Raw genomic sequence first — 13,798 nt, forward strand, 5'->3', positions numbered from 1 at the left:
CGGTTACTGGATAGAACGAACGGGGGGCCAGTATAACGAGGCATGGGCGATGAATAAGTGAAACAAAAACACCGCCCGGAGGCGGTGTTGGTTTTGCGGCAAGGCGTTATGTGGCGATCAGCTGTCGCAGGACGTAGTGCAGGATCCCGCCGGACTTGAAGTATTCCACTTCGTTCAGGGTGTCGATGCGGCACAGCACCTCGACCTTTTCCTGGCTGCCATCCTCGCGGGTGATCACCAGGGTCAGGTTCATCCGCGGCGTCAGTTCGACGCCGGTCAGGCCCTGGATATCCAAGGTTTCCTTGCCAGTCAGGTTCAGGCTCTTGCGGTTCTGGTCGAGCTTGAACTGCAGCGGCAGCACACCCATGCCCACCAGGTTGGAGCGGTGGATGCGCTCGAAGCTCTCGGCGATCACTGCCTTGACCCCCAGCAGGTTGGTGCCCTTGGCCGCCCAGTCGCGGCTGGAGCCGGTGCCGTATTCCTGGCCGGCGATCACCACCAGCGGCGTGCCCGCTTGCTGGTAACGCATGGCCGCGTCATAGATCGCCAGTTTCTCGCCGGTGGGGATGTACAGAGTGTTGCCGCCTTCCTCGCCGCCGAGCATTTCGTTGCGGATGCGGATGTTGGCGAAGGTGCCGCGCATCATCACCTGGTGGTTGCCGCGACGCGAGCCGTAGGAGTTGAAGTCCCGCGGTTCCACGCCTTGCTCGCGCAGGTAGCGGCCGGCTGGGCTGTCGGCCTTGATGTTGCCGGCCGGGGAGATGTGGTCGGTGGTCACCGAGTCGCCCAGCAGCGCCAGGATCCGCGCGCCCGTCACATCCTTGATCACCGGCAGAGGGCCGGAGATGTCATCGAAGTAGGGTGGGTGCTGGATATAGGTGGAGTCCGCCTGCCACACATAGGTCGCGGCCTGCGGTACTTCGATGGCTTGCCACTGGGCGTCGCCGGCGAATACCTCGGCGTATTCCTTGTGGAACATCCGGGTGTTGACCTGGGTGACGGCCTCGGCGATTTCCTGGCTGCTCGGCCAGATGTCGCGCAGGTAGACCGGCTTGCCGTCCTTGCCTTCGCCCAGCGGCTCGCGGCTGATATCGATGCGCACGCTGCCGGCCAGGGCATAGGCGACCACCAGTGGCGGCGAGGCCAGCCAGTTGGTTTTCACCAGTGGGTGCACGCGGCCTTCGAAGTTGCGGTTGCCGGACAGCACCGAGGCGACGGTCAGGTCGGCTTTCTGGATGGCTTTCTCGATCGGCTCCGGCAAGGGGCCGGAGTTGCCGATGCAGGTGGTGCAGCCGTAACCCACCAGGTCGAAACCCAGGGCGTCGAGGTATTGGGTCAACCCGGCGGCCTTGTAGTAGTCGGTGACCACTTTCGAGCCCGGGGCCAGCGAACTCTTCACCCAGGGCTTGCGCTTCAAGCCTTTTTCCACGGCCTTTTTCGCCACCAGGCCGGCGGCCATCATCACGCTGGGGTTGGAGGTGTTGGTGCAGGAGGTAATAGCGGCGATCACTACCGCGCCGTTTTTCAGGCGATAGGTCTGGCCATTGTGGGCGTAATCGACTTCGCCTATCAGGTCGGCGCTGCCCACGGCCACGCCACCACCGCCTTCGCTTTCCAGGCGGCCTTCTTCCTTGCTGGTGGGCTTGAACTGCAGATCGAGAAAGTCAGTGAAGGCCTGGCCGACGTTCGGCAGCGAGACCCGGTCCTGCGGCCGCTTCGGCCCGGCGAGGCTGGCTTCCACCGTACCCATGTCCAGCGCCAGGCTGTCGGTGAACACCGGCTCCTTGCCCGGCAGGCGCCACAGGCCCTGGATCTTGCTGTAGGCCTCCACCAGCTTCACCACGGCGTCCGGGCGGCCGGACAGGCGCAGGTATTCTAGGGTGACGTCATCCACCGGGAAGAAGCCGCAAGTGGCGCCGTATTCCGGGGCCATGTTGGCGATGGTGGCGCGGTCGGCCAGCGGCAGGTCGGCCAGGCCGTCGCCATAGAACTCGACGAATTTGCCGACCACGCCTTTCTTGCGCAGCATCTGGGTGACGGTCAGCACCAGGTCGGTGGCGGTGATGCCTTCCTTGAGCTTGCCGGTCAGTTTGAAACCTATGACTTCCGGGATCAGCATCGACACCGGCTGGCCGAGCATCGCCGCCTCGGCCTCGATGCCGCCCACGCCCCAGCCGAGCACGCCGAGGCCGTTGATCATGGTGGTGTGGGAGTCGGTGCCGACCAGGGTGTCGGGGAAGGCGTAGGTGCGGCCGTCTTCGTCCTTGGTCCAGACCGTGCGGCCCAGGTATTCCAGGTTGACCTGGTGGCAGATGCCGGTGCCGGGCGGCACTACGCTGAAGTTGTCGAAGGCGCTCTGGCCCCAGCGCAGGAAGGCATAACGTTCGCCATTGCGCTGCATTTCAATGTCGACGTTCTGTTCGAAGGCGGTGTTGCTGCCGAACTTGTCGACCATCACCGAGTGGTCGATCACCAGGTCCACCGGCGACAGCGGGTTGATGCGTTGCGGGTCGCCGCCGGCCTTGGCCATGGCCGCGCGCATGGCCGCCAGGTCGACCACCGCCGGCACGCCGGTGAAGTCCTGCATCAGCACCCGCGCCGGGCGGTACTGGATCTCGCGATCCGAGCGACGCTCCTTGAGCCAGGCGGCGAGGGCCTTGAGGTCGGCGCCGGTGACGGTCTTTTCGTCTTCCCAGCGCAGCAGGTTTTCCAGCAGGACTTTCAACGACATCGGCAACTTGTCGAGATCGCCAAGGCGCTTGGCGGCTTCTGGCAGGCTGAAGTAGTGGTAGGTCTTGTCGTCGACTTTTAATGTTTTAAGGGTTTTCAGGCTATCGAGGGACGGCATTGAATCACTCCTTTTGGTCCGCACGGCTACGGACCTGACGGGAAGGGCAGAGCTCTTAAGCTAGCCCTGTTTTCAGTAGCTGGCTAATAACTGGACTCTATGGACAAGTCCAAGGTTCCGAACTCGGCTATCATGCGCCGGTTTTCGTGACAGGCTTTGCTACAGCGGGTTTGCGCATGATTCATTGCCAATTGCCCAGGAGATTCGATGAACACCCTCTTTATGCACTGCCGGCCGGGCTTCGAAGGCGAAGTCTGCTCCGAGATCGCCGACCATGCCGCGCGCCTGAACGTGGCCGGGTACGCCAAGGCCAAGCCGAGCACCGCCTGTGCCGAGTTTGTGTGCAGCGAAGAAGACGGCGCCGAGCGCCTGATGCGCGAGCTGCGTTTTGCCGAGCTGATCTTTCCGCGACAGTGGGCGCGGGGCGTCTTCGTCGATCTGCCGGAAACCGACCGCATCAGCGTGATCCTGGCCCATCTGGCGAGCTTCCCGACCTGCGGCAGCCTGTGGCTGGAAGTGCTGGATACCAATGACGGCAAAGAACTGTCGAACTTCTGCAAGAAATTCGAAGCGCCACTGCGCAAGGCGCTGACGGCGGCCGGCAAGCTGGTGGACGATGCCGGCAAGCCACGCTTGCTGCTGACCTTCAAAAGCGGCCGCGAGGTGTTTGTCGGCCTGGCCGATGCCGGCAATTCGGCCATGTGGCCGATGGGCATTCCGCGCTTGAAGTTCCCCCGTGAAGCACCCAGCCGCTCGACGCTGAAGCTGGAGGAGGCCTGGCACCACTTCATTCCTCGCGATCAGTGGGACGAGCGCCTGCACGGCGACATGACCGGCGTCGACCTCGGTGCCGCCCCGGGTGGCTGGACCTGGCAACTGGTCAACCGCGGCATGCTGGTCACCGCTGTCGACAACGGGCCGATGGCCGAAAGCCTGATGGACACCGGCCTGGTGCAGCACCTGATGGCCGACGGTTTCACCTTCAAGCCCAAGCAGCCGGTGGACTGGATGGTCTGCGACATCGTCGAGAAGCCGGCGCGCAACGCTGCCTTGCTGGAAACCTGGATCGGCGAGGGGCACTGCCGCGAAGCGGTGGTCAACCTGAAGCTGCCGATGAAGCAGCGTTACGCGGAAGTGAAGCGTTTGCTCGAACGGATCGAAGACGGTTTCAAGGCCCGTGGCATTCGCGTGGCGATCGGCTGCAAGCAGCTGTACCACGACCGTGAAGAAGTGACCTGCCACCTGCGCCGGCTGGATGAAAAGAAGCCCAAGGCACGTTGAGCGCAGTTGCGGCGCAATGTCACAGATAGCGTCGATGCCGGCATTGCGCGACAATGCCGGCCAGTTCCAGGAGTGAGTTATGAGTCAAATCATCGATACGCCGGTCGACGGCACGCTGGATGCCACCGGGCTCAATTGCCCGGAGCCGGTCATGATGCTGCACCAGCATATTCGTGACCTGCAGCCCGGCGGCCTGCTCAAGGTGATCGCCACCGATCCCTCGACCCGCCGCGACATCCCCAAGTTCTGCGTGTTCCTCGACCATGAGCTGGTCGCCCAGCAGGAAGAGGCCGGCACCTATCTGTATTGGATTCGCAAGAAGTCCGGTTAACCCGCCGCCCGGCTGATGCGGATTCGCTTGCGCGCGCTGCGCGCCAGGCGGATCGACAGCATCAGCGCCGCGCAGCTCAGGCCGGCAATCAAACCTTCCCACAGCCCGCTCGGGCCGCTGGCGGGGCCGAACCAGTCGGTCAGCCCCAGTACATAACCCACCGGCAAACCGATGCCCCAGTAGGCGAGCAGCGTCAGGACCATGGTCACCCGGGTGTCCTGGTAGCCGCGCAGCGCGCCTGCGCAGATCACCTGGATCGCGTCGGAGAACTGGTAGAGCGCGGCGTACACGATCAGCATCGCCGCCACCTGGATCACCGCGGTGTCCGGGGTGTAGATCGAAGCGATGGACTCACGCAGCAGCAGGATCAGGCTCGCGGAGAACAGGGCGAAGGCCAGCGCCGCGCCCAGGCCGACGCCGGCGGCGAAGCGCGCCTGGTATGGATTGCCGGCGCCCAGGGCCTGGCCGACCCGCACCGTGACCGCCATCCCCAGAGAATACGGAATCATGAACAGCAGGGAGCTGATGTTCAGGGCGATCTGGTGCCCGGCCACCACCGTAGCGCCGAGGCTGCCGATCAGCAGGGCGATCACCGCGAAGATGCTCGATTCGGCAAACACCGCGATGCCGATCGGCAAGCCGACGCTCAGCAGGCGCTTGATCACCGCCCACTGCGGCCAGTCGAAACGCTTGAACAGCTGGCTGCTCTGGTAGGCCGGGGCCCAGCGGGTCCAGCCCGCCATGGCCAGCATCATTGCCCACATCACGATAGCCGTGGCCCAGCCGCAACCGACGCCGCCCATGGCCGGTACGCCGAAGTGGCCATAGATGAACACGTAGTTGATGGGGATGTTCAGGGCCAGGCCGAACAGGCCGATGACCATGCTCGGCCGGGTGCGCCCCAGGGCGTCGCTGCAGCAACGCAATACGTAATACAGCGCCACCGCCGGCAGGCCGCTGGCGATGCCGTGCAGGTATTCCATGCAGGGGCCGATCAGCGTCGGGTCGACCTTCATCAGGTGTAGCACCGGCTCGGCATTGACCAGGATCAGGCTGGCGCTCAGGCCGACCGCCAGGGCCAGCCACAGCGCCTGGCGCACGATCGGGCCGATCTCGCCATAGGTGCCGGCGCCGACCCGCTGGGCCACCTTGGGCGTGGTGGCCAGCAGGGTGCCGGTCATCAACAGGAACACCGGGATCCAGATCGAGTTGCCCAGCGCCACCGCCGCCAGGTCCCGTGGGCTGTACCGGCCGGCCATCACCGCATCGACGAAGCCCATGGCCGTGGTCGCCAGCTGCGCGATCATGATCGGCAAGGACAGGGCCAGCAGGCTGCGCAGTTCAAGGCGCACCCGGGCCGGGCGGTTGAGGGAGGTGGCAGGGGTATCGGTCACGGAATTCACAGGCGAAGCGTCCACAGGGTTGATGCGCAGGGCGGCGTATTCTACGCATTGACGGATGAGTCAGGAAAAAACCTCTGTTGTCGATTTGTAAGTGCTGGCGGCGCCCGGCGGGATGGATTGCTCGCTGGCCGAAAATGGCCTTCTACGCCTAAACTGCGGCTCCGCGAAAGGAGCCTGCCATGCTGATTGTTGCCGACGAAAATATTCCCCTGCTCGATGCCTTTTTTGCCGGCTTCGGCGAGATCCGCCGTTTCCCGGGGCGGGCCATCGACCGCGCCGCCATCGAGGGCGCCGATGTGCTGCTGGTGCGTTCGGTGACCCAGGTCAGTCGCGCCTTGCTCGAGGATAGCCAGGTACGGTTTGTCGGGACCTGCACCATTGGTACCGATCACCTGGACCTCGAGTATTTCCACGAGGCGGGCATTCGCTGGTCCAGCGCGCCGGGCTGCAATGCGCGCGGGGTGGTCGACTATGTGCTGGGCAGCCTGCTGACCCTGGCGGAAATCGAAGGCGCCGACCTGACGCAACGCACGTACGGTGTGGTGGGTGCGGGCGAGGTCGGTGGACGGCTGATCGAGGTGTTGCGCGGCCTGGGCTGGAAAGTCCTGGTCTGCGACCCGCCACGGCAGGTGGCGGAAGGTGGCGACTATGTCAGCCTGGAACAGATCCTCGCCCAGTGCGATGTCATCAGCCTGCACACTCCCTTGACCAAGGCCGGCGAGCTGCCGACCTGGCACTTGCTGGACAAGCAGCGCCTGCTCCAGCTGCGCCCCGGCGCCTGGCTGATCAACGCCAGCCGTGGCGCGGTGGTGGATAACAGCGCCCTGCGCGAGGTGTTGCTCGAGCGTGAAGACTTGCAGGCGGTGCTGGATGTCTGGGAAGGCGAACCCCAGGTCGACGTGGCCCTGGCTGACCTCTGTGTGCTGGCCACGCCGCATATCGCCGGTTACAGCCTCGATGGCCGGCAGCGCGGGACGGCGCAGATCTATCAGGCGCTGTGCGATTACCTTGGGCAGCCGCAAGCGATTCATTTACGCGACCTGCTGCCTCGGCCATGGCTGTCGGAGGTGAGTCTCGATGCCAATAGCGACCCGGCCTGGTCCCTGGCGATGATCTGTCGGGCGGTCTACGACCCGCGGCGCGACGATGCGGATTTCCGCCGCAGCCTGGTGGGCAGCGTGGCCGAGCAGCGCGCGGCCTTCGATGCGTTGCGCAAGGGTTATCCGCCACGACGTGAAATCGATGGGCTGGCCGTGCGTATCCAGGGTGAAGCGCCAGGCTTGCAGCAGATCGTATCGGCCCTGGGATCGGTGTCGGTTCGCTGATCGGGTCTTGAGCCGGGTCGTTTCCGGCAGGCATAAAAAACCCGGCTTCAGGGCCGGGTCAAGAGGACGTGAGGCTATGTGTCAATCTTGCTGCGCAGGCTTGACCAGTCGCTTTTCCAGTTCGCGGCAAGCGTTCTGGATCATGTCTTCGGTGATCGGTACTTCGCGACCCTGAGCGTCGATGATGGCGCATCCCAGAGACTGGTCGGGGTGGGTACGAATCACTTCAATCTTGTCATTGCTGCTGTTTTGCAAGGACATGGCCTGTCTCCTCATCAGGTTGTGCGCTTACTTTAAAACCGCCAGGTGACCAAGCTGTGACAACTCCCTGCAAGGTCCCACTACGGCGTTTTCTATCCGGGGAGTCCTCAGTCCAACAGAAATGCCTGTGGACTTCCACTCGGACCTTAGACCAATAGCATCTAGGCTCTAGTGTCAGCGGACATAATTAACCTGACTCATTGTGATTTACCTAAGTTCCAGGAAAAGAAGGTTCCAGGAAAAGAAGGTTCCAGGAAAAGAAGGTTCCAGAAAAACAGGCTCCAGGAAATCGGTTCCGACAAACAGGGCTTCGCCTCATCGCGCTGCTGGATCAGGCAACGGTGGATGGGGCGGGGCCGTTCCCAGGTGTGCTTCCGGATGAACTTCATGCTTTCTTCGCGTCAACGCCGGGCGATTCGCCTGGCCAGTCGTTTCATCGCGCCTTATCGCTGGCAGGCCCTGGGGGCGTTGCTGGCGCTGGTGGTGACCGCGGGCATCACCCTGTCCATGGGGCAGGGCATCCGCCTGTTGGTGGACCAGGGCTTCATGACCGGATCACCGGACCTGCTCAACCAGTCCATCGGCCTGTTTCTGCTGCTGGTGCTGGGGCTGGCGGTGGGGACGTTCGTGCGTTTCTACCTGGTGTCGTGGATTGGCGAGCGCTGCGTGGCGGACATCCGTCGGCAGGTGTTCAACCATCTGATCTACCTGCACCCGGGCTTCTATGAGAACAATCGCAGCTCGGAGATCCAGTCGCGGCTGACCGCCGACACCACCTTGCTGCAATCGGTGATCGGCTCGTCGCTCTCGCTGTTTTTGCGCAATGCGCTGATGGTCATCGGCGGCATCGTGCTGCTATTCGTCACCAACCCCAAGCTCACCAGCATCGTGGTGATCGCCTTGCCCCTGGTGTTGGTGCCGATCCTGATTTTCGGCCGCCGGGTGCGTAGCCTGTCACGCTTGAGCCAGGACCGTATCGCCGATGTCGGCAGTTACGTGGCGGAAACCCTGGGCCAGATCAAGACCGTCCAGGCCTATAACCACCAGCCCCAGGATGAGCGGCGTTTCGCCCTGACGGTGGAGGAGGCGTTCAACACCGCACGCCGGCGTATCGTCCAGCGTGCCTGGCTGATCACCCTGGTGATCGTGCTGGTGCTGGGCGCGGTCGGGGTGATGCTCTGGGTCGGCGGCATGGATGTGATCGCCGGGCGCATTTCCAGTGGCGAGCTGGCGGCCTTTGTCTTCTACAGCCTGATCGTCGGCAGCGCCTTCGGCACCCTGAGCGAAGTAATCGGCGAGTTGCAACGGGCCGCGGGCGCGGCGGAGCGGATTGCCGAGTTGCTGCGTTCGGAAAACCTGATCCAGCCGCCGAATGAAGGCCTGGTCACCTTGCCCGAGCGGGTGCGGGGCGAGCTGGTGCTGGAGAACCTGCGCTTCTCTTATCCATCGCGTCCGGACAGTTATGCCGTCGATGGCTTGAGCCTGACGGTTCGCGAGGGGGAAACCCTGGCGCTGGTCGGGCCGTCGGGGGCGGGCAAGTCGACCATCTATGATCTGCTGCTGCGTTTCTATGACCCGGAGCAGGGGCGCATCCTGCTCGATGGCGTGCCCTTGACCCGGCTCGACCCGCAGGATGTGCGACGCTGTTTTGCCCTGGTGTCGCAAAGCCCGGCGCTGTTCTTCGGCAGCATCGAGGAGAACATTCGTTATGGCAAACCCTCGGCCACCCCGGAGCAGGTCAGGGAGGCGGCAAGGATCGCCTACGCCCACGACTTCATCGAGAAAATGCCCGAGGGTTACCAGACCCATCTCGGCGATGCGGGGCTGGGACTTTCCGGCGGCCAGCGCCAGCGCCTGGCGATTGCCCGGGCGCTGCTGGTGGATGCGCCGATCCTGTTGCTGGATGAAGCCACCAGCGCCCTGGATGCCCAGAGCGAGCATTTGATCCAGCAGGCCTTGCCGAGCCTGATGAAGAATCGCACCACCCTGGTGATCGCCCATCGCCTGGCCACGGTGAAAAACGCCGACCGCATCGCGGTGATGGATCAGGGGCGGCTGGTGGCGGTGGGTACCCACCAGGAGTTGATCGCCAGCAATCCGCTGTATGCACGCCTGGCGGCGTTGCAGTTCAGCGATGGCCAGGCAGCCTCCTGAGCCCGCGCTGGAAACAAAAATGCCCGCATCGCTGCGGGCATTTTTATTGGGCGTTATCGCTTACTGATCGTCGAAATACCGCTCATGCCAATCCACCAGTGGCTGTGGCGAATTGAGTTTCTGGCCGTAGATCACCGAGTAGGACAGCACGTTCTGCACGTACTGGCGGGTTTCATCGAACGGAATGCTCTCGACCCAGACGTCGAAGCTCAGGTGGTCGGCGCCCCTGAGCCATTGGCGCACGCGGCCGGGGCCGGCGTTGTAGGCGGCGGACGCGAGCACCCGGTTGCCGTTGAACTGGCTGTGCACCTGGCTCAGGTAGGCGGCGCCGAGCTGGATGTTCTTGTCCGGGTTCAGCACTTGCTGCGGCGAGGCCAGCGGGATGCTGAACTTGCGCGCGGTTTCCTTCGCGGTGCCGGGCATCAGCTGCATCAGGCCGGCCGCGCCGACGCCCGAGCGAGCGTCGTCCATGAACGCGCTTTCCTGGCGGGTGATCGCGAAGATCCAGCTCGAGTGCAGGCCACGGACCTTGGCTTCGCGCACCAGGGTGTCGCGGTGGGCCATCGGGAAACGGATGTCCAGGTCGTCCCAGTATTTCGCCTGGCTGATGGTGCGGATAGCCGGGAAGTACCATTTCAGGTCGTAGGCCAGCTTGGCCTGGGCGACCATTTCGTCACGGCTGAAATGACGGCTGACGTGGTACCACTCACGCCGGCCATCGACGATCTGGCCGCGGGCATGGAACTCCAGGGCGCGCCGTACGCCCGGCGTATTGCGTACCTTGTTGATCACCTGCTGGCTGAGCACCAGCGGTTTGTTGTTCAGCTGATAAGGCAGTTGGGTGCGGTCGGCCGCGAGGAAACCATAGAAGTCGCGTTCGTTGGCCAGGCCCTTGTAGAGGGTCTGGGCCTGAGGGTTTTGTGGCTCGGCCAGTTCCAGGCTGCGCGCCTGCCAGTAGCGCCAGCGGTTGGTGGTCGCCAGGTCCTGGGGCAGCTTGCGGGTCAACTGGTAGGCATCTTCCCAGCGCGCCAGGCGCAGCAGCAGGCGCAGGCGCCATTCGGAAACCGTGTTGTCGCGCAGCTCGGGATCGTATTTGGTCATCACCTCCAGGCCACGGCTGTCGAAGCGTCGCGCCAGGGTCAGGCCGATTTCCCGGGCAATCGCCACTTTTTCGTCACGGGAGAAGTGCATGCTGCTGGCATAACCGTCGAGCAGGGCCATGGCCCTGTCCGGATCCTGGCGGGCCAGGCGGCGCAGACCCAGGCCGACCACATCGGACATGGCTTCGCTGGCCGGAGTGAAGCGCGACGGCTGGCTGAGCAGCTCGGGCTTCTGGGCAACATCCACCAACAGTCGGCCCTGAGGGGCGAGGGTGGTCATGCTTTTGACCAGGCTATTGGCCAACGGATAGTTGCGGGCTTCGGCGGCCAGTTTGGCGCGCTGCCAGCGCTTCTGTTCGGTCAACTGGCCTTCGGCGGCCCACTGGGCGAACAGCGCGTCGCAGGTGGCCGGCAAGGATTTGCCGCTGAGCCAGAGCTTGTCGGTGGCGGCGTACCCTTCGGCCTTGAGGTTGTGGCCCAGCTGGTATTGCGCGTTCAGGCAGTCCAGCTCGGTGAAGTTGAGCTTGGGGTCGTAATACTTGACGAAGGTGGCCCAGTCGCCACGTTCGGCCAGCCAGCGCAACCAGCGCAGTCTCATCCAGTTGGCCTGGGGCAGGTCGCCGTGTTCACGGAGAAACTTTTCGATCTCGGCGTTGCTGGCGGTCTTTAGCCGGGCGGTCAGTTCGTCGTAGGCCAGGTAGGGCTCGAGCGGGTAGTCGGCCAGGACCTGGCGGTAGCGGAAATACGGGCCGGTGTCGCCCTTGGCCAGGGCGCGTTTGGCTTCATCGTAATATTGACGCTGGAGTGAGAGGTCCGCGGCCTGAGCGGTGTGCACGGCAGAGGCAGAAAGAAGCAGGCAGGACAAAAGACTAAAAAGGCGACTGCGCATGAGACATCCGGGCAGAGAAATCATGACAAGTGCCGACAATGCCAACACTGATTATTCCCTAGCTTAGCCTTTTGCCAGCAACGGGTGAAAGCTTTGCCGGCCTCTTGTCGCCAGTTCGCTGCAAATGTTGTTCAGGGTGCTTCAGGATTGAAAATGCCGGCCTTCTGAGGCCTCAACTCAGGTAGAATGCGCGCCCGGTTTTTGGAGAAGCTCATGACCCTGCTCAAATTCAGCGATGTGTCCCTTGCGTTCGGCGCTATGCCGTTGTTGGACAAGGTGTCCTGGCAGATCGCCCGTGGTGAGCGGGTGTGCATCATCGGCCGTAACGGCACTGGCAAATCCAGCATGCTGAAGCTGGTCAAGGGCGATCAGAAGCCCGACGACGGTTCCGTATGGCGCGCGCCCGGTCTGAAAATCGGCGAATTGCCGCAGGAATTGCCAGTGGCCGACGAGCGGACGGTGTTCGACGTCGTCGCCCAGGGCCTCGATGGCGTTGGCGAGCTGCTGGCGCAGTACCACCACCTGAGCCAGAACATCGTCACCGATGCCGATCTGGAAAAGCTCATGCACGTCCAGCATGACCTCGAAGCCCGTGATGGCTGGCGCTTGCAGACGCTGGTGGACAGCACCCTGAGCCGCCTGCAGCTGCCGGCCGACAAGACCCTCGCCGAGTTGTCCGGTGGCTGGCGTCGTCGCGTCCTGCTGGCCCAGGCCCTGGTGTCCGAACCGGACCTGCTGCTGCTCGACGAACCGACCAACCACCTGGATATCGGCGCCATCGCCTGGCTGGAAGAAGCCCTGAAGGACTTCCAGGGCGCCGTGCTCTTTATTACCCACGACCGTTCCTTCCTGCAGAACCTGGCGACCCGGATTCTTGAGCTGGACCGTGGTGGGCTGATCGACTGGAACGGCGACTACGCCAGCTTCCTGGTGCACAAGGAAGCAGTGTTGGCGGCTGAAGAGACAGCCAACGCGCTGTTCGACAAGCGCCTGGCCCAGGAAGAAGTCTGGATTCGCCAAGGCATCAAGGCCCGTCGTACCCGTAACGAAGGCCGCGTGCGCGCCCTCAAGGCCCTGCGTGTCGAGCGCAGCGAACGTCGCGAGCGCACCGGCAAGGCCAATATCCAGCTGGAAACCGCCGACAAGTCCGGCAAGCAGGTCATGGTGCTCGAAGACGTGAGCTTCGCTCATCCGGGCGGGCCATTCCTGGTCAAGAATTTCTCCATGGTCCTGCAGCGTGGCGACCGTATCGGCCTGCTCGGCGCCAACGGTACCGGCAAGACCACGCTGCTCAAATTGATGCTGGGCGGCCTGGTGCCGAGCAGCGGCAAGGTCGAGGAGGGCACGCGTATCGACGTGGCGTACTTCGACCAGTTGCGTCACCAGCTGGACCTGGAAAAGACCGTGATCGACAACGTCGCCGAAGGTCGCGACTTTATCGATATCGATGGCCAGAGCCGTCACGTGCTCAGCTACCTCGGCGATTTCCTGTTCAGCCCGCAGCGTGCCCGCACACCGGTCAAGGCGCTGTCCGGTGGCGAGCGTGCCCGCCTGCTGCTGGCCAAGCTGTTCAGCAAGCCGGCCAACCTGCTGGTGCTCGACGAACCGACCAACGACCTGGACGTGGAAACCCTCGAGCTGCTGGAAGAGGTGTTGCTGACCTTCCAGGGCACCGTGCTGATGGTCAGCCACGACCGGGCATTCCTCGATAACGTGGTGACCAGCACCCTGGTGTTCGAAGGTGAAGGCAAGGTCCGCGAATACGTCGGCGGTTATCAGGACTGGCTGCGCCAGGGCGGTTCGCCACGCCTGCTGGGTGTGACCGAGAACAAGTCCGGCAAGGCCGAGCTGAACTCGGCGGTGGTTGCGCCCGTCGCGGCGGCACCTGCTGCAGCACAGGAAGCGCCTGCGGCCAAGAAGAAGCTCAGCTACAAGTTGCAGCGGGAGCTCGAAGCGTTGCCTGGCCAGATCGAAGCCATGGAGCAGCAGATCGCCAGCGTGGAAGCGGAGATGGCCGACGCCGGCTTCTATCAGCGTCCTGCGGCCGAGACCACGGCAGTCATCGCCCAGTTGGAACAGCTCAACGCTGAACTGGACGTGATGGTCGAGCGCTGGGCCGAGCTGGATGCCTGAGTGACCTGGCGTCAATAAAAAAGCCCGACATTCATGTCGGGCTTTTTGCAGGGCCGGTGCGGGCGGAGAATTC

General features: G+C 63.6%; 9 protein-coding genes. 5 read left to right on the top strand and 4 right to left on the bottom strand.

Annotated features, from left to right (window positions below; genetic code table 11):
- Window positions 1-106: 106 nt before the first annotated feature.
- Window positions 107-2,848, bottom strand: a complete 2,742-nt coding sequence (gene acnA, locus DK261_RS29205; protein ID WP_110177227.1) for an aconitate hydratase AcnA — start codon at window positions 2,846-2,848, stop codon at window positions 107-109.
- Window positions 2,849-3,055: 207 nt separating this feature from the next.
- Here acnA and rlmM point away from each other — a divergent pair, with 207 nt between their 5' ends.
- Complete coding sequence (gene rlmM / locus DK261_RS29210) at window positions 3,056-4,129, top strand: 23S rRNA (cytidine(2498)-2'-O)-methyltransferase RlmM (protein WP_025804232.1); 1,074 nt, start codon at window positions 3,056-3,058, stop codon at window positions 4,127-4,129.
- A 79-nt stretch (window positions 4,130-4,208) separates the two neighbouring features.
- Window positions 4,209-4,460, top strand: a complete 252-nt coding sequence (gene tusA, locus DK261_RS29215) for a sulfurtransferase TusA (RefSeq protein ID WP_007921329.1) — start codon at window positions 4,209-4,211, stop codon at window positions 4,458-4,460.
- Here the strand turns inward: tusA and DK261_RS29220 are convergent.
- Window positions 4,457-5,863: an MATE family efflux transporter gene (locus tag DK261_RS29220; RefSeq protein WP_110177229.1), complete on the bottom strand. Its 1,407-nt coding sequence runs from the start codon at window positions 5,861-5,863 to the stop codon at window positions 4,457-4,459. The two genes, tusA and DK261_RS29220, sit on opposite strands and share 4 nt — an antisense overlap.
- A gap of 179 nt (window positions 5,864-6,042) precedes the next feature.
- Between DK261_RS29220 and pdxB the strand changes: the two genes are divergently transcribed.
- Window positions 6,043-7,188, top strand: a complete 1,146-nt coding sequence (pdxB, locus tag DK261_RS29225) for a 4-phosphoerythronate dehydrogenase PdxB (protein ID WP_028682994.1) — start codon at window positions 6,043-6,045, stop codon at window positions 7,186-7,188.
- 81 nt (window positions 7,189-7,269) lie between these two features.
- Here the strand turns inward: pdxB and DK261_RS29230 are convergent, their stop codons facing one another.
- On the bottom strand, window positions 7,270-7,449 hold the full coding sequence (locus tag DK261_RS29230; RefSeq protein ID WP_007921326.1) for a PA1571 family protein: 180 nt from the start codon (window positions 7,447-7,449) through the stop codon (window positions 7,270-7,272).
- Between the two features lie 378 nt (window positions 7,450-7,827).
- On the opposite strand from DK261_RS29230, the gene DK261_RS29235 reads away from it, so the two are divergent.
- Window positions 7,828-9,603 (top strand): ABC transporter transmembrane domain-containing protein, encoded by a 1,776-nt coding sequence (locus DK261_RS29235; protein ID WP_177411739.1) that lies wholly within the window; start codon window positions 7,828-7,830, stop codon window positions 9,601-9,603.
- A 60-nt stretch (window positions 9,604-9,663) separates the two neighbouring features.
- Here the strand turns inward: DK261_RS29235 and DK261_RS29240 are convergent, their stop codons facing one another.
- On the bottom strand, window positions 9,664-11,592 hold the full coding sequence (locus tag DK261_RS29240; protein WP_009047957.1) for a transglycosylase SLT domain-containing protein: 1,929 nt from the start codon (window positions 11,590-11,592) through the stop codon (window positions 9,664-9,666).
- A 213-nt stretch (window positions 11,593-11,805) separates the two neighbouring features.
- Between DK261_RS29240 and DK261_RS29245 the strand changes: the two genes are divergently transcribed.
- Window positions 11,806-13,725 (top strand): ATP-binding cassette domain-containing protein, encoded by a 1,920-nt coding sequence (locus tag DK261_RS29245; protein WP_016704948.1) that lies wholly within the window; start codon window positions 11,806-11,808, stop codon window positions 13,723-13,725.
- Window positions 13,726-13,798: the final 73 nt, after the last annotated feature.

Source organism: Pseudomonas sp. RW409, assembly GCF_003184125.1.
Lineage (GTDB): Bacteria > Pseudomonadota > Gammaproteobacteria > Pseudomonadales > Pseudomonadaceae > Aquipseudomonas > Aquipseudomonas chlororaphis_I.